16 protein-coding genes and 2 pseudogenes are annotated in these 19,055 nt (G+C 42.6%); 11 read left to right on the top strand and 7 right to left on the bottom strand.

Translation table 11 applies throughout. From position 1 onward, the window contains the following. Positions 1-78: 78 nt before the first annotated feature. Both NXM86_RS03295 and NXM86_RS03300 read left to right on the top strand, forming a co-directional pair. The gene (locus NXM86_RS03295; RefSeq protein WP_062754972.1) at positions 79-1,272 is read left to right on the top strand and encodes an acetate kinase; all 1,194 of its coding nucleotides are present in this window, start codon (positions 79-81) and stop codon (positions 1,270-1,272) included. Positions 1,273-1,342: 70 nt separating this feature from the next. Next, a complete protein-coding gene (locus NXM86_RS03300; RefSeq protein ID WP_062679240.1) occupies positions 1,343-1,858 on the top strand; it encodes a MogA/MoaB family molybdenum cofactor biosynthesis protein in 516 nt (171 codons plus the stop codon). Positions 1,859-1,904: 46 nt separating this feature from the next. On the opposite strand, the pseudogene NXM86_RS03305 reads toward NXM86_RS03300, so the two are convergent. Further along, positions 1,905-3,562, bottom strand: a pseudogene (locus tag NXM86_RS03305) (acetate--CoA ligase). Between the two features lie 158 nt (positions 3,563-3,720). Next, complete coding sequence (locus NXM86_RS03310) at positions 3,721-4,035, bottom strand: hypothetical protein (protein ID WP_015864803.1); 315 nt, start codon at positions 4,033-4,035, stop codon at positions 3,721-3,723. Positions 4,036-4,224: 189 nt separating this feature from the next. Between NXM86_RS03310 and NXM86_RS03315 the strand changes: the two genes are divergently transcribed. Together NXM86_RS03315 and argH are read left to right on the top strand one after the other, a co-directional pair. Beyond that, positions 4,225-5,433 carry an argininosuccinate synthase gene (locus NXM86_RS03315; RefSeq protein ID WP_015864802.1) on the top strand — a complete coding sequence of 403 codons (1,209 nt, stop codon included), beginning with the start codon at positions 4,225-4,227 and terminating at the stop codon, positions 5,431-5,433. After that, the gene (gene argH / locus NXM86_RS03320) at positions 5,430-6,809 is read left to right on the top strand and encodes an argininosuccinate lyase (RefSeq protein ID WP_015864801.1); all 1,380 of its coding nucleotides are present in this window, start codon (positions 5,430-5,432) and stop codon (positions 6,807-6,809) included. The genes NXM86_RS03315 and argH overlap by 4 nt, the downstream gene beginning before the upstream one ends. 23 nt (positions 6,810-6,832) lie before the next feature. On the opposite strand, the gene NXM86_RS03325 is transcribed toward argH, so the two are convergent. After that, positions 6,833-7,282 (bottom strand): universal stress protein, encoded by a 450-nt coding sequence (locus NXM86_RS03325; RefSeq protein ID WP_015864800.1) that lies wholly within the window; start codon positions 7,280-7,282, stop codon positions 6,833-6,835. A 113-nt stretch (positions 7,283-7,395) separates the two neighbouring features. Here NXM86_RS03325 and NXM86_RS03330 point away from each other — a divergent pair, with 113 nt between their 5' ends. The 3 genes from NXM86_RS03330 to ald all read left to right on the top strand — a co-directional run bounded on the left by NXM86_RS03330 (position 7,396) and on the right by ald (position 9,754). Then, complete coding sequence (locus tag NXM86_RS03330; RefSeq protein WP_015864799.1) at positions 7,396-7,539, top strand: hypothetical protein; 144 nt, start codon at positions 7,396-7,398, stop codon at positions 7,537-7,539. 120 nt (positions 7,540-7,659) lie between these two features. After that, the gene (locus NXM86_RS03335) at positions 7,660-8,421 is read left to right on the top strand and encodes an SDR family oxidoreductase (protein ID WP_015864798.1); all 762 of its coding nucleotides are present in this window, start codon (positions 7,660-7,662) and stop codon (positions 8,419-8,421) included. Between the two features lie 211 nt (positions 8,422-8,632). Then, positions 8,633-9,754 carry an alanine dehydrogenase gene (gene ald, locus NXM86_RS03340; protein WP_062679238.1) on the top strand — a complete coding sequence of 374 codons (1,122 nt, stop codon included), beginning with the start codon at positions 8,633-8,635 and terminating at the stop codon, positions 9,752-9,754. A gap of 71 nt (positions 9,755-9,825) precedes the next feature. Here the strand turns inward: ald and NXM86_RS03345 are convergent, their stop codons facing one another. Further along, on the bottom strand, positions 9,826-10,920 hold the full coding sequence (locus NXM86_RS03345) for a M24 family metallopeptidase (protein ID WP_062754962.1): 1,095 nt from the start codon (positions 10,918-10,920) through the stop codon (positions 9,826-9,828). A 128-nt stretch (positions 10,921-11,048) separates the two neighbouring features. Here NXM86_RS03345 and NXM86_RS03350 point away from each other — a divergent pair, with 128 nt between their 5' ends. Together NXM86_RS03350 and NXM86_RS03355 are read left to right on the top strand one after the other, a co-directional pair. Then, the gene (locus NXM86_RS03350) at positions 11,049-11,729 is read left to right on the top strand and encodes a metal-dependent hydrolase (protein WP_015864795.1); all 681 of its coding nucleotides are present in this window, start codon (positions 11,049-11,051) and stop codon (positions 11,727-11,729) included. A gap of 127 nt (positions 11,730-11,856) precedes the next feature. Further along, positions 11,857-13,167, top strand: coding sequence for a CBS domain-containing protein (locus NXM86_RS03355; protein ID WP_062679264.1), 1,311 nt, complete (start codon positions 11,857-11,859; stop codon positions 13,165-13,167). 25 nt (positions 13,168-13,192) lie between these two features. Here the strand turns inward: NXM86_RS03355 and NXM86_RS03360 are convergent, their stop codons facing one another. Continuing rightward, entirely contained in the window at positions 13,193-13,504 is a 312-nt protein-coding gene (locus tag NXM86_RS03360; protein WP_089098016.1) for a YtpI family protein, read from the bottom strand. Between the two features lie 124 nt (positions 13,505-13,628). Between NXM86_RS03360 and NXM86_RS03365 the strand changes: the two genes are divergently transcribed. Then, positions 13,629-14,576, top strand: coding sequence for a DHH family phosphoesterase (locus tag NXM86_RS03365; RefSeq protein WP_015864792.1), 948 nt, complete (start codon positions 13,629-13,631; stop codon positions 14,574-14,576). Between the two features lie 45 nt (positions 14,577-14,621). Here NXM86_RS03365 and ytrI read toward each other — a convergent pair whose 3' ends face one another. Both ytrI and ytrH read right to left on the bottom strand, forming a co-directional pair. Then, complete coding sequence (gene ytrI, locus NXM86_RS03370) at positions 14,622-15,131, bottom strand: sporulation membrane protein YtrI (RefSeq protein ID WP_015864791.1); 510 nt, start codon at positions 15,129-15,131, stop codon at positions 14,622-14,624. Continuing rightward, a complete protein-coding gene (gene ytrH / locus NXM86_RS03375; RefSeq protein WP_015864790.1) occupies positions 15,128-15,469 on the bottom strand; it encodes a sporulation membrane protein YtrH in 342 nt (113 codons plus the stop codon). The genes ytrI and ytrH overlap by 4 nt, the downstream gene beginning before the upstream one ends. A gap of 108 nt (positions 15,470-15,577) precedes the next feature. Here ytrH and dnaE point away from each other — a divergent pair. Beyond that, positions 15,578-18,888: pseudogene (gene dnaE, locus NXM86_RS03380) on the top strand (DNA polymerase III subunit alpha). The last annotated feature ends 167 nt before the right edge of the window (positions 18,889-19,055 follow it).

A 19,055-nucleotide genomic window follows, 5' to 3' on the forward strand; every position in this document is an offset into this window, starting at 1 on the left:
ACAATGAAAAAGTATAGTGAAATAATTAAAAACCGAACAAAATAACGATAGCGATAAATTAAAGGAGTTGTTTGAAATATGTCCAAAATTTTAGCGATTAACGCGGGTAGTTCATCCTTAAAGTTTCAATTATTTGAGATGCCGAACGAAACCGTTCTAACGAAAGGAATCGTGGAACGAATCGGTTTTGACGATGCGATTTTTACAATTACGGTCAACGGTGAAAAAATCCAAGAAGTGACAGCGATTCCAAACCACGCGGTAGCTGTGAAAATGCTGCTTGACAAGCTAATCAGCCACGGTATTATTCGTTCGTTTGAAGAAATTGACGGAATTGGTCATCGCGTTGTGCATGGCGGGGAGAAATTCAGTGATTCCGTGCTGATTACTGATGAAGTATTAAAGCAAATTGAAGAAGTATCTGAGCTTGCTCCGCTTCATAATCCGGCAAACATCATCGGTATTAAAGCATTTCAAGAAGTATTGCCAAATGTGCCTGCCGTGGCGGTGTTTGATACGGCTTTTCATCAAACGATGCCGGAGCAGTCGTTTTTATACAGCCTTCCATATGAGTACTATACGAAATTTGGCATTCGCAAATACGGGTTCCATGGTACGTCTCATAAGTATGTAACACAACGTGCTGCCGAATTGCTTGGCCGCCCGATTGAACAGCTTCGCCTCATTTCTTGCCATCTTGGAAATGGTGCCAGCATCGCGGCAGTAGAAGGAGGAAAATCGATCGATACGTCCATGGGCTTTACGCCGCTCGCTGGTGTAGCAATGGGAACGCGTTCAGGGAACATTGACCCAGCCCTTATCCCTTACATTATGCAAAAAACGGGAATGACTGCGGATGAAGTGCTTGAAGTATTAAATAAGAAAAGCGGAATGCTTGGAATTTCCGGTCTTTCTAGCGATTTGCGCGACCTTGAAAAAGCTGCGGCAGAAGGAAATAAACGTGCTGAGCTGGCGCTTGAAGTATTTGCTAATCGCATTCATAAATATATCGGTTCTTATGCGGCGCGCATGTGCGGTGTAGATGCGATCATTTTCACGGCTGGAATTGGCGAAAACAGTGAAGTGATCCGTGCGAAAGTCTTGCGCGGCCTTGAATTTATGGGAGTATACTGGGATCCTGCATTAAATAAAGTGCGCGGCAAAGAGGCGTTCATTAGCTATCCACACTCCCCGGTAAAAGTGTTAGTCATCCCGACGAACGAAGAAGTCATGATTGCGCGGGATGTTGTCAGACTGGCGAATATTGGTTAATATGGAATAAAAGCAGCCTTTTATGAAGGCTGCTTTTTTATAAAAAATTTTAATCAAATAGGTGATCGATATGAGCGTTACGGAACATAAAAAAGAAGCACCGCACATCGTCCGCTGTAAAGTCATTACGATTAGTGACACAAGGACAAAAGACACGGATAAGAGCGGAAAATTAATGATGGATTTATTAAAAGAAGCTGGTCATGAAGTTGTCAGTTATGAAATCGTAAAAGATGAAAAAGAAGCGATTCGAGAGGCGATTTTGCACGGATGCGAACAGACAAATATTGATGTGGTGCTAACAAACGGCGGCACAGGCATCGCTAAACGGGATGTGACCATTGAAACAGTAAAAGAAATCATCGAAAAAGAAATCGTTGGCTTTGGCGAGTTGTTTCGCATGTTAAGCTACACGGAAGATATCGGTTCAGCCGCGATATTATCGAGGGCGATTGCCGGCGTAGCGAACGATACAGCGATTTTTTCCACCCCAGGGTCGTCGGGAGCGGTGCGCCTTGCGATGACAAAATTGATTTTGCCGGAGCTTGGCCATGTGGTGCGGGAAATAAGGAAAGATTTACGATGAAAGCAAAAAAGTGTCCGTTCAAGGAATCGGACACTTTTTTGCCTGATTAGGTGTTTTTTTGTTTTTCGACTTCTTGATTGCGTAGGATAAATCGCTGGATTTTTCCACTAGGCGTCTTAGGCAGTTCCGTTACGAATTCCACTTCGCGAGGGTATTCGTGTTTTGATAAACGGTTTTTCACGAATAATGATAATTCTTGCGCTAGTTCGTCTGATGGAGTAAATCCATCTGCCAATACGACGAAGGCTTTGACGATTTCCCCTTTTAACGGATCTGGTTTTCCAACGGCCGCTGCTTCCACTACCGCTGGATGTTCGATGAGACAGCTCTCTATTTCAAAAGGCCCGATGCGATATCCGGCACTAGAGATGATGTCATCGGCCCTGCCTTGGAACCAAAAGTATCCGTCCGCGTCTTTCGTTGCCAAGTCTCCAGTGAGGAACCAATTTCCCATCAATCTCTCCGCCGTTTTTTCAGGATCTTTCCAATAACCTTTGAACACGTTTGGAATGGAATTCGTGTTAAAAGCAATTTGTCCAACATTTCCGTCCTCTACCGGAACGCCTTCTTCGCTGAGCAGCGCGACTTCAAATCCCGGCAGCACCCATCCCATCGAACCAGGGCGTATCTCCATGTCAACCGCGTTGAAATTGCCGATCAGCATTAACGTTTCCGATAGCCCATATTGGTCGTGGACAGTAACCCCTAAATGTTTTTGGAAAAAGCGGATCACTTCCGGATTAAGCGGTTCTCCCGCGGAACTCATTGCCCGCACGCGGATATTGTATTTATTGATTAATTCTGCTCCTGCTGCGACCATCGCGCGATAAGCGGTCGGTGCGTAAGCGAAATTCGTTACATGATATTTTTCCATAAGAGAATAGTACGTTTCTGGTTTAAACGGTCCTTCGTAAAAGACGATTGGCACGCCAAAGCACATTGGCGCAAATGTGCAAAAGATCAGCCCGTAAGCCCATCCCGGATCGGCTCCTCCTAAAAATACATCATCATCCCGTAAATCGATGGCGTATCGCATATAAGGATATATGTTAATGAGCAAGTTGTGCGACCACATGGCTCCTTTAGGCATCCCCGTCGATCCGGATGTGTATTGGATAGCTAGTAAATCGTCCACAGTTGTTTCTTCGGTCTGATGATCGACAGACTCTTTTGAAAGCGTTTCCCAAAATGATAAATCATTATGGTCATTTGTTTCATCAATGACAAAAATATGCTCTAATGTTGGCATTTTTTCTCTTGGAGGTAATTTTGAACGTTGTTCTTTATTCGTCAAAATCACTTTTGCTTCAGAATGATTAATCCGATATTCAATCGCCTGTGGACCAAACGCTGTAAATAATGGAACATAAACCGCGCCAACTTTCCAAGCAGCTAAAATATAAACGACCAGAGCAGGATTTTTAGGCAGAAGAGCGCAAACTCTATCTCCTTTTTTTACTCCAAGTTTGCGAAATACATTCGCCATTTGGTTCGACCAATCCCGCAATTCTCGATAGGTGATGGCTCGCTTTTCCCCTAAATGGTTTTCGTAAAACAGAGCAATGCGAGTTGGATCTTCTGCATAGCGGTCACATACTTCATGGCGACATTGAAACGTTCACGTGGATTCCAGTCGTAATGTTGAAACACGGTCTCCCAAGAAAAAGAAGTGGTTAATGAAGAATGGGACGTTTTATTTGGCATTTATACCCCTCCACTGTTGTAAAAGGTAGAATCAATATCAATAATAATTGCAAAAGAAAAAATATTCAATATATTATTTAAAAATAAAATAGTATATTGTATCCAGAGGCAAAAAAAGAAGGAGCATTTTTCTGCCATCTTTTCGCTCCTTCATTGTTTTATTGATGAGCGCGCATCGATACCGTTTGATTCATCCGATACCAAATCCATAAATCGTTGATGATCGAGGCGAGTTCGGCTATTTCCGAATTTAACCGGCATGATCGCTCAAAATCGTTTTCATCACTCAACTGATCTTGTTTTTCGTTAATAATTTTTTCTAATTCGGCAATACGGTCGGGAATGGTTCCACGAATATTTTCCCATCGCAGCAAAATTGCGTGTTGTTCGTCTTCGCTATAATCCTCCCAGTCTTTTTCAAGTTTCGGCAATGGAATGCCAAGACGTTGATCATAAATGAAATATTGCTCCATGCTTCTCCCTCGCTTTCCCTTATTTTCTATTTTATAAAAAAGAACAGAAAGAACCAACTTTCAGTATTTTTATACTTTTTTATGAATAACTATTGAAAAACCTTATAAAAACTGATAAAGTGATAATATACTTAGTGAATATTTATTTATGTGCAAGTATATTTATGTGAAAGGGAAGGGGAATACAATATGACGAATCCGAAACTTGTGCTGGCGTATTCCGGTGGTTTAGATACATCTGTTGCGATTAAGTGGCTGCAAGAGCGAGGTTATGATGTCATTGCTTGCTGTTTAGACCTTGGAGAAGGAAAAGATCTTGATTTCGTGAAAGAAAAAGCGTTAAAAGTCGGAGCGATTAAGTCATATGTTATTGATGTCAAGGAAGAATTTGCTGATGAATATGCGCTTATTGCATTGCAGGCACATGCGCTTTATGAAGGAAAATATCCGCTTGTCTCCGCCTTATCGCGCCCGCTTATTGCGAAAAAATTAGTGGAAATTGCGGAATTGGAAGGGGCGGTTGCTGTTGCGCATGGATGTACAGGAAAAGGAAACGACCAAGTTCGCTTTGAAGTATCCATTAAAGCGCTAAATCCAAATTTGGAAGTGATCGCGCCGGTTCGCGAATGGAGCTGGTCGCGTGAAGAGGAAATCGAGTATGCGAAAAAACATGGCATTCCGATTCCAGTCGATCTAGACAGTCCGTTTTCGATTGACCAAAACTTATGGGGCAGAAGCAACGAGTGCGGTATTTTAGAAGACCCTTGGGCGGCTCCGCCGGAAGAAGCATACGAATTAACGGCAGCGTTGGAGAATACACCGGATGTGCCGGAAATCATTGAAATCGGTTTTGAACAAGGCGTGCCGAAGACATTAAACGGCAAGCCGTATTCGCTCGCTTCGCTAATTTTGGAGTTAAACGCCATTGCCGGAAAACATGGGGTTGGACGCATCGACCATGTCGAAAACCGCCTAGTCGGCATTAAATCGCGCGAAGTGTATGAATGTCCTGGAGCGATGACGTTAATTAAGGCGCATAAAGAATTAGAAGACTTAACACTTGTAAAGGAAGTAGCGCATTTTAAACCGATTATCGAGCAAAAATTAGCGGAAGTCATTTACAACGGTTTGTGGTTCTCACCAATTAAAGACGCGCTTGTCGCTTTCTTAAAAGAAACGCAAAAGAACGTAACTGGCGTGGTGCGTGTGAAGCTGTTTAAAGGGCATGCGATTATCGAAGGGCGCAAATCAGAGTTCTCCTTATACGACGAAAAGCTTGCGACATATACGGCGGATGACCAATTTGATCATCAAGCGGCCGTTGGCTTTATTTCCTTGTACGGATTGCCAACGAAAGTATACAGCATCGTCAACAATCAAAAGAAGGTGAACGTGTGAAAAAGCTTTGGGGAGGACGTTTTAAGAAAACAGCGGAAGAGTGGGTCGACGAGTTTGGAGCGTCGATCCCATTCGACCAAGAGTTAGTCGAAGAAGACATAGAGGGCAGCATCGCTCATGCAACGATGCTTGGCAAATGCGGAATTTTGCCAAGTGAGGATGTGGAGAAAATCAAGGCCGGACTGTTTACGCTGCTAGAAAAAGCGAAACAAGGCAAGCTCGAATTTTCTGTTGCCTACGAGGATATTCATTTAAATATTGAAAAAATGCTTATTGATGAAATTGGCCCTGTCGGTGGGAAACTGCACACAGGAAGAAGCCGCAACGACCAAGTGGCAACCGATATGCATTTATATTTGCGCAAACGCGTAACGGAAATCATCGCGCTTATTCAAGAATTGCAAAAGGTGCTTGTCGAAAAAGCGGAGGAGCACGTGGAAACAATTGTACCGGGATATACACATTTGCAGCGGGCGCAGCCGATTTCGTTTGCCCATCATTTGCTTGCGTATTTTTGGATGCTTGAACGCGACCGCGAGCGATTCCGTGAATCATTAAAGCGCATTAATAAATCACCGCTCGGGGCAGGAGCGCTCGCTGGAACAACGTTTCCAATTGACCGTCATTTGACCGCGGAGCTTCTTGGCTTTGACGGCATCTACGAAAACAGTATCGATGCGGTGAGCGACCGTGATTTTATCATTGAATTTTTAAGCAACAGCTCCATGCTGATGATGCATTTATCACGTTTTTGCGAGGAGCTTATTCTTTGGTCAAGCCAAGAGTTTCAATTTATTGAAATTGACGATGCGTTCGCCACAGGAAGCAGCATTATGCCGCAAAAGAAAAATCCGGACATGGCAGAATTAATTCGCGGAAAAACGGGACGGGTATACGGAAATTTATTAGCGCTTTTGACAGTGATGAAAGGAACGCCGCTTGCGTACAACAAAGATATGCAAGAAGACAAAGAAGGCATGTTCGATACGGTGAAAACGGTCACTGGATCGCTGAAAATCTTCGCTGGTATGATTAAAACGATGAAAGTAAACGTCGATGTTATGGAAAAAGCGACAAAACAAGATTTTTCGAATGCAACGGAGCTTGCCGACTACTTAGCCAACAAAGGGGTACCATTCCGCGAGGCGCATGAGATTGTTGGCAAACTCGTGCTAATTTGTATTGAAAAAGGCGTATTTTTAGCCGATTTGCCGCTGGATGTCTATAAGGAAGCGTCACCGTTGTTTGAAGAAGATATATATGAAGCGCTTAAGCCATACACCGCTGTTAACCGCCGCAATAGCGCGGGCGGAACAGGTTTTTCCGAAGTAAGAAAAGCGTTGGAAAAAGCTAAAAAAATAGTGAACACTCCGTAGCGGATGCTGCGGAGTGTTTTTCTTTATTCTTTTTCGGTTCGCACGACAAGCACATCGCACTTCGCATAGCGGGTGATATGTTCGGAAACGCTTCCAATTAACAGGCGTTCGACTGCGTTTAATCCTGTTGCTCCACAGATGATCAAATCAGCTTTATATTTTTGCGCTACATCTTTAGCGATTTTTACTTTTGGGGAGCCAAATTCAATGTCGATGACCACATCGTTTAATCCAGCGTCCAACGCTTGTTGTTGGTAACCGTTTAAAAGCTCTTTTGCGTATTCTTCAGACCGTTTAACGGCGGTGCTGTCATATAATTCAAATGGGGCGGCAAAGCTCCGTAAATCAATGACGTGAGAAAGAATAAGTTTCGCATTATTACGTTTAGCAATTTGGATCGCTTTTTTGAATGCCCATTCCGCTTCTTTGGAACCATCAATGGCAACAACAATCGTCTTATACGTCATTGTCATTGTTCTCCACTCCCTTTGGATAAAAGTGCTATCTCTATTATTAGTATACCTGCTACAAGTAATGAGAAACTACCATATGTATGATATTTCTATGAACGAGGAGGGATATAATTATGGAAAAAAACTATAGAAAAGATTTCGATTATGATGAAGATGCAGTAAAAATGGTTAGCGAGCAAATTATGGATGCATATCATAGCGGGGTTGTTGATCGTGATGAACTTCACTATAATCCAAAGCGTGAAGTTGGTGAATAATTTCCACTACATCATGGTGTTTATGCGCCATGATGATTTTTTTAAGCGAGATAGATGCGTTTAGACATATCTTTATAGTAAAGTAAAGACAGGAAGTTGTTAAGGTGAGGAGGAGTAGATGTGCGACATGCCCTCATCACAGCCGGAGCGAAAGGGCTGGGGAGAAAAGTAACGGAACTGTTGTTAGAAAAAGGATATTCGGTAACCGTCAATTATCGGAGTGATGAAACAGCGGTACAATCACTGCAAGAAAAGTATGCCCATCTAAAAGAGCGACTTCAATTTGTTCGCGGTGACGTCACAAAAAAAGAGGATTTATCTGCGCTTGTGGACGCGGCGTTAGATCGGTTTGGGCGGATTGATTTTTTAATTAATAACGCAGGGCCGTATATTTTTGAGCGAAAAAAATTAGCTGATTATACAGAAGATGAGTGGTACGAAATGATTGAAGGAAATTTAAGTGCGGTATTTCATTTATTGAAAAAAACGATTCCAGTGATGAGAAAACAGCGATTTGGCCGCATTATTACATATGGTTTTCAAGGTGCGGCAGGAGCGCCGGGATGGCCGAACCGATCCGCGTTCAGTGCCGCAAAAGTCGGGTTAGTGTCATTAACGAAAACAATCGCGCTAGAAGAAGCGGAATATGGCATTACAGCTAATATGGTTTGCCCAGGCAATATTGTTGGAGAGATGAAAGAAGCGACGATCGCCTATTCGCGTACAATAAAAGACAATGAGACACCAATTGGGCGCTCGGGAACAGGGGAAGATATCGCTCGTGTTGTTGCTTTCTTATGCGAAGAAGATTCAGACATGATTACAGGAGCGATCATCGATGTGACAGGAGGAGTAAATGTTATTCATCGATACTGGACATAAGCGCATTTTTCCAAAAATCACCTTGCTCGATGCAGTGGGGTGATTTTTCTGTTTTTCTATGTTCCATTGGATGTGAAAAAAAACATTTGATAGATAAAAGTGATCGTTTATTTAAGTGAAAATAGGAGAAAGATAAGTAATGATGATCTCACCTTTTATTAACAAAATAATATGTTATAGTAAGCAAATGAACTAGGAGGAATTCGTTGCAATGAAAATCGGTGTTCCAAAAGAGATAAAAAATAACGAAAACAGAGTAGCGATCACACCGGCCGGAGTAATGACATTAGTGAAAGCAGGACATGAGGTATATATAGAAAAAGGAGCGGGGCTTGGTTCAGGATTTTTCGACGAAGAATATGAAAAAGCAGGAGCAACGATTGTTTCATCGGCGCAAGAAGCGTGGTCGGCCGAAATGGTCATGAAAGTGAAAGAGCCGCTTCCACAAGAGTATTCTTACTTTCGCGAAGGTCTTATTTTATTTACGTATTTACATTTAGCGGCGGAAGAAGCGCTAACGAAAGAATTAATCGAAAAAAAAGTAGTCGGAATTGCTTACGAAACGGTGCAGTTGCCAAATGGCTCGCTTCCATTATTAACTCCAATGAGTGAAGTGGCGGGGCGAATGTCCGTACAAGTGGGAGCGCAGTTTTTAGAAAAACCGCATGGCGGGAAAGGAATTTTATTAGGAAGTGTACCAGGAGTGCGCCGCGGAAAAGTAACGATTATCGGCGGCGGGGTTGCTGGAACCAATGCGGCGAAGATGGCAGTTGGTCTTGGAGCGGAAGTGACGATTTTAGATATTAATCCAGATCGGCTCCGCGAGCTCGACGATTTATTTGGGGATCGTGTGACGACGTTAATGTCAAATTCGTATAATATTGCCGAATCAGTGCAACAGTCTGATTTAGTGATTGGTGCGGTGTTAATTCCAGGAGCGAAAGCGCCAAAACTTGTCACAGAAGAAATGATTCGTTCAATGTCACCAGGTTCTGTTCTTGTGGATATTGCTATTGATCAAGGAGGAATTTTTGAAACGACCGATCGCGTTACAACCCATGATGATCCAATCTATGTGAAACATGGAGTTGTTCATTACGCAGTAGCGAATATGCCTGGTGCGGTGCCAAGAACGTCAACATTTGCGCTGACAAACGTTACCGTACCTTACGCGCTGCAAATCGCTAATAAAGGATATCGAGAAGCTTGTTTGCAAAACGAAGCGTTGTTGAAAGGAATTAATACGTTGAACGGTTATATTACGTATGAGGCGGTAGCGCAGGCACATGGATTGCCTTATAAAGATGCGAAAACATTGCTGCAACAATCATAATCTTGTTTTCGACAAAAAGAGCGGCCTTTTCGGCAACATCCCGAAAGACCGCTTCTTTTATTTATCTGTCTTTAAACGATTATAAGCTCTTTTGGATATTTCGTTAAAATTTCTGCACCGTTATCGGTGATGAACACATCGTCTTCAATACGCACCCCGCCGACAGAAGGAACATAAATGCCAGGTTCAATGGTAAACGTCATACCGCGCTCTAGCGGCATCGTATTTGTTGCATTCATAGATGGATATTCATGTAATTCGATGCCTAAACCGTGGCCGACGCGATGTGTAAAATATGGACCATATCCTGCCTGTTCAATAATCGATCTTGCGGCTCGGTCGACATTGCCGATTTCCACGCCTGGTTTAGAGGCATCAATCGCCGCAAGCTGCGCGCGCAGAACCGTATCATAAATCATTTGCTGTTCCTCTGTCGCTTCACCGAAGACAACCGTTCTTGTAATATCAGAGCAGTAGCCGTCCACAATGACGCCTAAATCAAATAGAACAAAATCACCACGTTGAATAGCTGTCAGTCCCGGCACACCGTGTGGGTTAGCGGTGTTTTTGCCGGTCAGTACCATCGTGGCAAACGACATTTCCCGTACGCCTTTTTTCTTCATTTCGTATTCGATGGTTGCGATAATATCTAGTTCTGTTTTCCCTTCGGCAATTGCGTTTACTCCTACTTCGACGGCATAGTCTGCAAGTTCTGCCGCCTGGCGCAATACGGCAATTTCTTTCTCCTCTTTGATCATTCGCAATTGCCGCAGCTTTTCTTCCGCGTTTATCCATGAACGCGCTTGGAAATAGGTATGAAGCAGTTCGTATCGTTCGAGAGAAAGATGGCTTTTTTCGACAGCAATTCGCTCTACAGCAATATTTCTTGAGCGAACATGATGCTCAAGCAGCTGCCATGGATTGTCTGTATCGGTGTAATCAATAATTTCGTATGTCCATCCAGCTTGTTTTACGCGTGCCGTTTCCATTTGCGGGCAAATTAATGCCGGCTCTTCTTGCGGAAAGATGAGCAACGCTAAAAGCCGCTCGTGAGGGTCGCAATAAAACCCGCTTAAATAAAAGACGTTCGGACTTGACGTAATAAGCGCAAATGAAATATGTTGTTCTTGAAGCCACTCGGAAAATAATTGAAGTCGTTTGTTCATTCTGCACCCTTCCTTTCTATATACTTTGAGAGTAGCAGGAATATAAGAAAATGTAAATGTTTATAAGCGTATGGGCAGGGAAATGCATCCACCACCGCGAATAATAATGATGAAAGGAGAGGATGATCATGAAAGTAACATATCATGGACATTCCGTCGTAAAAATTGAAACAAATGGGAAAACGATTTTTATTGATCCATTTATTACAGGTAACGGCGCGACAGATTTAAAATTGGAAGATGTGAAAGCAGATGTCATTTTGCTTACTCATGGTCATGGCGACCATGTTGGGGATACAGTGCAGCTGGCTAAGAAAAATAACGCGCTCGTCATTGCTCCTTTTGAATTAGCTACATATTTAGGATGGCAAGGAGTAAATACCCACCCGATGCATATCGGGGGAGCGCATCAATTTGATTTTGGAAAAGTGAAATTAACGCAAGCGTTCCATGGTTCCGGTTATGTGACAGAGGACAAGCAAATTATTTATTTGGGTATGCCGGCTGGAATTTTATTCACCGCCGAAGGCAAAACGATTTATCACGCTGGAGATACGGGGTTGTTTTCGGATATGAAACTGATCGGTGAGCGCAATTCTATTGATGTCGCATTTTTGCCGATCGGAGATAATTTCACAATGGGGCCGGAAGATGCTGCGGTTGCGGCGGAATGGCTTCGCGCGAAAATAGTCGTGCCGATTCACTACAATACGTTCCCGGTCATCGCCCAAGATCCGCACCAATTTGTTGCGCTGCTTCCTGATGGCGTAGGACGTGTATTAAAACCAGGAGAAGGTATTGAATTATAAATGAAAAAGCGTCTCTTATGGAGGCGCTTTTTTAGGAACAAGTGTGTTTGGTCGTTTCATTGAATTGAATTTGCTCCACCCGTATAATGAAAATAGGAGACTATGTAAAGGGTGAAGAAACTTGGCGATGACAAAACACGAACAAATTTTGCAATATATTCATAGTTTACCGGTCGGTGAAAAAATTTCTGTGCGGCAAATTGCGAAAGAAATGGGGGTAAGTGAAGGAACCGCCTATCGCGCCATTAAAGACGCGGAAAATAAAGGGTATGTGAGCACGATTGAACGGGTCGGTACGATTCGGATTGAAAAGAAGAGGAAAGAAAATATTGAAAAACTTACGTATGCAGAAGTGGTAAACATTGTTGATGGGCAAGTGTTAGGCGGGCGCGAAGGATTGCACAAAACGCTGAACCGGTTCGTTATTGGCGCGATGCAGTTGGAAGCGATGATGCGCTATACGGGCGCTGGCGATTTGTTGATTGTTGGAAACCGTACGAAAGCGCATGAACGGGCGCTCGAAGCCGGAGCAGCCGTATTAATCACCGGCGGATTTGATACGGAAGACCATGTAAAAAAATTAGCAGACGAATTACAGCTCCCGATTATTTCGACAAGCTACGATACGTTTACAGTAGCGACGATGATTAACCGAGCGATTTATGACCAGTTAATTAAAAAGGAAATTGTTCTTGTCGAAGATATTTTAATACCGCTTGAAAAAACAGCATATTTATATACGACCGATCCGATTGAACGTTGGTATGAGCTCAATCGTGAAACAAGACATAGCCGGTTTCCGGTTGTGGATCAGCAGTTAAAAGTACAAGGAGTTGTTACTACAAAAGATGTGCTTGATTTTGACCGAAAATTGCCGATTGAAAAGGCGATGACAAAGCACCCGATCACGGTAAAAGGAAAGACATCGGTCGCCTCCGCTTCCCATATCATGGTATGGGAAGGCATCGAATTATTGCCAGTTGTTGACGAACATAACCGGCTTCAAGGAATTATTAGCCGCCAAGACGTATTAAAAGCGCTTCAGATGATTCAACGCCAGCCGCAAGTTGGTGAAACCATTGATGATATTATTACAAGCCAATTTCAGGAAGCCAATAGTGACGGGAAAGAGGAGATGTTTCGCTGCACGATTACTCCGCAAATGACGAATCATTTAGGAACACTATCGTATGGAGTATTTACAACGATTGTGACGGAAGCGGCTACGCGTGCGCTTCGGGCATATAAACGCGGAGATTTAGTGATTGAAAATATTACGATTTATTTTATTAAACCAGTGCAAATCGAAAGCACGATCGATGTGAAAGCGAAACTGCTAGAAATTGGACGGAAATTTGGAAAAGTCGATGTGGAAGTGTATAACGAAGGTGTCGTCGTTGGAAAAGCGCTAATGATGTGTCAATTAATTGACCGTTAGAAGTCGTATCAAAACGGGACGCGATTTACGCCCCGTTTTTTGCTGTTTGTTTTGCTTCTTCCAAAACGAGAGGCAAATAATGCTTATAGGCGCGATAGCCCGCCCACGCGCTTCCGGCGCCAATTAGCAAGAAAATAGTACCGATAATATAGGTGATGGTGGAAGAATGGAGAAAAAACTGATTTAATCCGAAAAAGAACACGAATAGACCGAGAGCAATGCTTGATTTGGCGGAAAGCCAACGTCGTTCCATCGGACGGTGGGAGCGAAAATACTTTATTTTATAATAGACGTAAAAAGAAAAGGAAAATATAATGAAAATCACGAGTGTTGGCATAAATAGAACCCTCCATTATTTCTTTCTACCTTATTGTACATAGAAATGAGGAAGAATTCTAGCAATGACCTTTCTTGTTCGCGTATAATGAAAAAAAATACAGCCGCAAAAAAGGGGAAGAAAGATGAAAGAGAAATGTTTGGAAATTTTAAGAGCGATCCATCAATTTGATACGATCATCATTCATCGCCACGTGCGCCCAGACCCTGATGCGTATGGGTCACAAGGGGGATTGGCGGAGATTTTGAAAGCCTCTTTTCCAGAAAAAACGGTGTATACGGTTGGGAAGGAAGAAGAGTCGTTGCAATTTTTACGGCGGATGGATGTCATTGAAGACAAAACATATGAAAATGCGCTCGTGATTGTTTGTGATACGGCAAATACAGATCGGATTTGCGATGATCGTTATCGGCTTGGCAAACAATTGATTAAAATTGACCATCATCCAAACGAAGACCCATATGGAGACATATTATGGGTAGATACAAACGCAAGTTCCACAAGCGAAATGATTTATGAATTTTATTTAGCTGGTAAAGAAGAAGGACTTGTGATGACAAAAGAAGCGGCACGTCTTATTTACGCGGGGATTGTCGGAGATACAGGCCGTTTCCTTTTCCCAAGAACGAGCGAAAAAACGTTTCGTTATGCAAGCGAACTGATTCAATATGGATTTTCATTGACGGAGCTATATGATGGATTGTATCGTACGAAGTTGAATGTGGCGCATTTAAGTGGATATGTGCTGCAAAATTTTACGGTATCGAAAGAAGGAGTGGCAGCGATAAAAATGCCGAAATCGCTGCTTGAGCAATATGGCGTTACTGCTTCCGAAGCATCGCAGTTAGTTGGCCTTCTTGGCAATATCGAAGGAGTTGTCGCATGGGTATTTTTTATCGAGGAAGAGAAAGAAATTCGCGTCCGCCTTCGTTCCAAAGGCCCAATTGTCAATGAAGTAGCGAAAAAATATCGCGGCGGCGGCCATCCGCTTGCCGCAGGCGCTTCGATTGATTCTTGGGATGATGCGGACCGCGTCATTGAAGATTTGAAAGCAGCGTGTCTTTCTCAATAAAATGAAGGAATGTCCCGGTATGGCAAGATCCGGGACATTTCCTCTTTATGAGGAAGGCAGCGGTTTTAATTTTAGTTCAATCGATAAAGTAGTAAAGACGAACATCTGATAAATTTCCAGCTTATACGGTTGCTCGTTGATGGTGTATGTTTTATTTTCAATAGCCCGCTTTAGCAACTCCCGGCTGTTATAAACGGTTTCGATATCTTTTGCTTTTAAGTGGGAAACATCCTCCTTTACGCTTTCTTCAATGCGAAACGTCGTATAAGAGTCAAGTTTATATTGCTCCGCGTTGACGAGGTGGACAGAAATTTCTTGTACCATTAATTTTTTTTTGTTTATTTTATTCTGTTTGACGTAGTCTTCTTGCCAAATGCGGATTTCATCTTCCAAATCGGCAATTTTGTCTTGAAGTTCGATGATTTTTCGAACTTGTTTTTCTTGCAAGACGCCGAATAAATGTAAAAAAACAAACCAGCTGATGAGCGCTCCGATCGCAACGCCGGCAAAAAAACGCTGCCATGTTGGATAGTTGTAATGAGGCGGGATTCTCATGAAGAAATATGCTCCTGTGTCAGCCAAGTAATAATGGTAACGCCTGTCTGCGCGCCTCCCATCGCGGAAAGAATGAGAAGAAACTGTTTAATAATGTCGCGAGTTTCCCCAAAAAAGAATCCCCGTTCTACCATATAAAACGTATCGAACGTTCCTCCAATGGCAGCAACCACAGCCCAAATTCGCAAATCACCGGCAAATCGATACATTGCCGTAAGCGGCTGTTCTCCGCTTAAAAACGCGCCGAGCGCCCCGATCATCGCACCGCCTAACAGCACGCCGACAGCAATAAAATAACTTTGAATAAAAGCAGGCAAAAATGGCATCTTTTCGCTCATACTCGCCCCACCCTTTCTTTTACTATGTATATGGACGATCGGGGAAGAGTATGTTTTGCAATGAAAAAGTTTTGTCCACTATAATGGAGGAAAAGGAGGGGGAGATTGTTGTCGTTTGTTCACCTTCACGTTCGCAGCTGTTACAGCCTGTTAACAAGTCCAGCGAAAATCAGCGATTTGGTAAAAAAGGCAAAAGACCTGCAATTTTCTGCACTGGCATTAACAGATGAAAACGTATTGTACGGAGCAATTCCTTTTTATATGGAATGTAAACGTTACGGCATTCGGCCGATTATTGGGATGATCACAGACATTGTGCTGGAGGGGGAAAGCACATATCCGCTCGTTTTATTAGCAAAAAACGAAACAGGCTATCAGCATTTAATAAAAATAAGCAGTACGATTCAAACGAAAACACAAGAAGGAATTCCAGAAAAATGGCTATGGCATTATCGTGGCGGATTAATTGCACTAACCCCAGGAAAAAGCGGGCAAATTGAAACATTGCTTGCCCATAACGAAATAACAAAGGCAAAGCAAGTGTTAGAACGATATAAGCAAATTTTTGGAGATGATTTTTACCTTTCCGTACAGCGAGGAGAAAATAAGCAGCAAGAACCATATGAGCAGCAGTTGATTCATTTAAGCAACGAAACCAATACCCCGCTTGTGGCAACAAACGATGTTCAATATATTGAAAAAGAAGATGCGTTTGTGCAGCACTGTTTATTAGCGATCAAACAAGGCGCGGTGATAAAAACGGGGATGGCGACAGATGGAGAACGATATTTAACATCGCCAGAGGAAATGAAAAAGCGGTTTTCTGATTTGCCCGAGGCGGTGGAAAACAGCAGGAAAATCGCGGATCAATGCCATCTTCATATCAGCTTGGACACATTAAAGCTGCCGAAATACCCTGTTCCAGAAAAGGAAAACGCAGATCATTATTTGCGGCGCCTTTGTCTGAAAGGACTATATGAACGAGTTTCGTCCCCTTCTGATGCTTACATCAAACGGCTTGAATATGAACTCGATGTCATTCAGCAAATGGATTTCAGTGATTATTTTCTTATCGTTTGGGATTTTATGAATTTCGCTCGAAAAAAAGGGATTGTTACGGGTCCAGGGCGAGGGTCGGCAGCAGGATCGCTTGTCGCGTATACACTTTATATTACAGACATCGATCCGATTCAATATGGTCTATTATTTGAGCGGTTTTTAAATCCAGAACGGGTGTCAATGCCGGATATTGATATTGATTTTCCCGATGACCGGCGTGGAGAAGTTATTCAATACGTCGCCAATAAGTATGGACAACAATATGTGGCGCAAATCATTACGTTCGGTACGTTTGGCGCTAAAGCGGCCCTCCGGGACATTGGCAAAGTGTTACAGATTGATTCGAAAGAGATGGAAAACATCATCAAGTATGTTCCTAACAAACATGGAATAACGATTCAAGAAGCATATCATCAATCATTTGCTTTTCGCCAAGCGGTTCAAGCTTCTTCCTTGTTGAAACAATGGATTGCAATCGCAATGAAGGTTGAAGGACTTCCGCGCCATACTTCGACACATGCGGCGGGTGTGATTATTAGCAGTGAGCCGCTTTCCCAAATCGTTCCACTGCAGCAAGGCCATGGTGAATTGTATTTAACGCAATACCCGATGGACGCATTAGAGCGGCTAGGTCTATTAAAGATGGATTTTCTTGGCTTGCGCACGTTAACATTGCTTGAACATATATGCCGTCTTATTCAGCAACAAACTGGAAAAACCATCGATGTGCGTTCCATTCCGCTTGATGACCGCAAAACATACGAGCTGGTCAGCAAGGGAGACACCAATGGAATTTTTCAGTTAGAGTCGGATGGGATGAAGCAGGTATTAAAGCAATTGAAGCCGTCACAATTTGAGGATATCGTGGCGGTGAACGCGTTATATCGGCCTGGACCGATCGATTACATTCCTTCGTATATAAAGAGAAAGCACGGAGAAGAAAAAGTTTCTTATCTTCATCCAGATTTAGCGCCGATTTTAGCGCCGACATATGGTGTTCTTATTTATCAAGAACAAATTATGCAAATCGCTGCGAACATTGCCGGTTTTTCGCTAGGAAAAGCAGATTTATTGCGCCGGGCAGTCGCGAAAAAGAAAAAAGAAATTTTAGATCAACAGCGGAATGAGTTCGTACAAGGCTGTATCGACCAAGGTTATGACGAAGGGTTTGCAAATGATGTATATGATATGATTGTCCGTTTTGCTAATTATGGGTTTAACCGAAGTCATGCCGTTGCTTATAGCATGCTTTCCTACCAACTTGCTTATTTAAAAGCCCATTATCCGCTTTATTTTTATACAGCATTATTAACGAGCGTGATCGGAGACGAAGAAAAAGTATCTTTATATATTTATGAAGCAAGACGAAAACAGATTGAATTATTGCCGCCTTCGATTAATCAAAGCCGTTATTCTTTCTCAGTGGAGCATGAAAAGATTCGCTACAGTTTAGCCGCGATTAAACATGTTGGAATAGCGGCAGTCAAAGCGATTGTACAAGAGCGAAAAAAGGGGCCTTTTGCGGACTTTTTTGATTTTTGTGTTCGCTTATTCGGAAAAGGCATCAACCGAAAAACGATAGAATCTCTTATTTTGTCAGGCTGCTTTGATGAATTTGGAATCGAAAGAGCATCATTATTAGCAAGCGTCGATGTTGCTTTAGAACATGCGCAGCTTGTTGGTCCGTATGTCGAAGAAGGATTATTTTCAGATATATCATTGAAGCCAAAATATGTAGAAGCACCTTCTTTGTCATTAGAGGAAAAGTTAATGTACGAAAAAGAATTGCTCGGTGTTTATGTTTCTCCTCACCCAACATCTGCTTATCGGAAGGTGTTCCGTTTGGATGGTGTCCGCTCAGTCATGAGTGTAATAAGGGAAAAAACGGACTTTCCTGTTAAAGTGGGTGTATATATTGTGGAAGAGAGAAAAACACGTACGAAAACAGGAGAGGAAATGGCTTTCTTTACGGTTAGTGATGAAAGCGGGGAAATGGATGTGGTTGCGTTTCCAGATGTATATCGTCGTTATTCTTCAGTTTTAAAAAAGGGAACAGTGCGGTTATTAGAAGGAAAAGTAGAGGTTCGTAAAGGAAAGCGCAGCTGGTCATTCGCAAAGCAGACGTACCTGCGATGGAGGCGCTTTATGTAAAAATTCGTCCGGAACATATAGCGTCTGGAAAATTGTTTACGCTAAAAGAGCTGCTGCAAAAATATCATGGAAAAACGCCTGTCTTTCTATATTACGAGCAAGAGCAAAAGATGGTGAAGCTTACGGAAGAATATGATGTCGCTTTAACAGATGAATGTATCGCTTCATTGAAAGCGCTGCTAGGGGATGAACATATTGTAGTAAAATAATTTATTTCTTTACTATTTTTCAATTTTGTTATATCGTATAAGCATTAAGTGGTCAGACCAGTGATGGAAATTGGAGGAAAGAAATACATGATTTCATTAGAATTTCCTGAACAATGCATAGAGCAAGCATGCAGGGAGGGGTAACAAGTAAAAGACGCAAAAGTATA

The organism is Geobacillus sp. CX412 (assembly GCF_027942335.1).
GTDB lineage: Bacteria > Bacillota > Bacilli > Bacillales > Anoxybacillaceae > Parageobacillus_B > Parageobacillus_B toebii.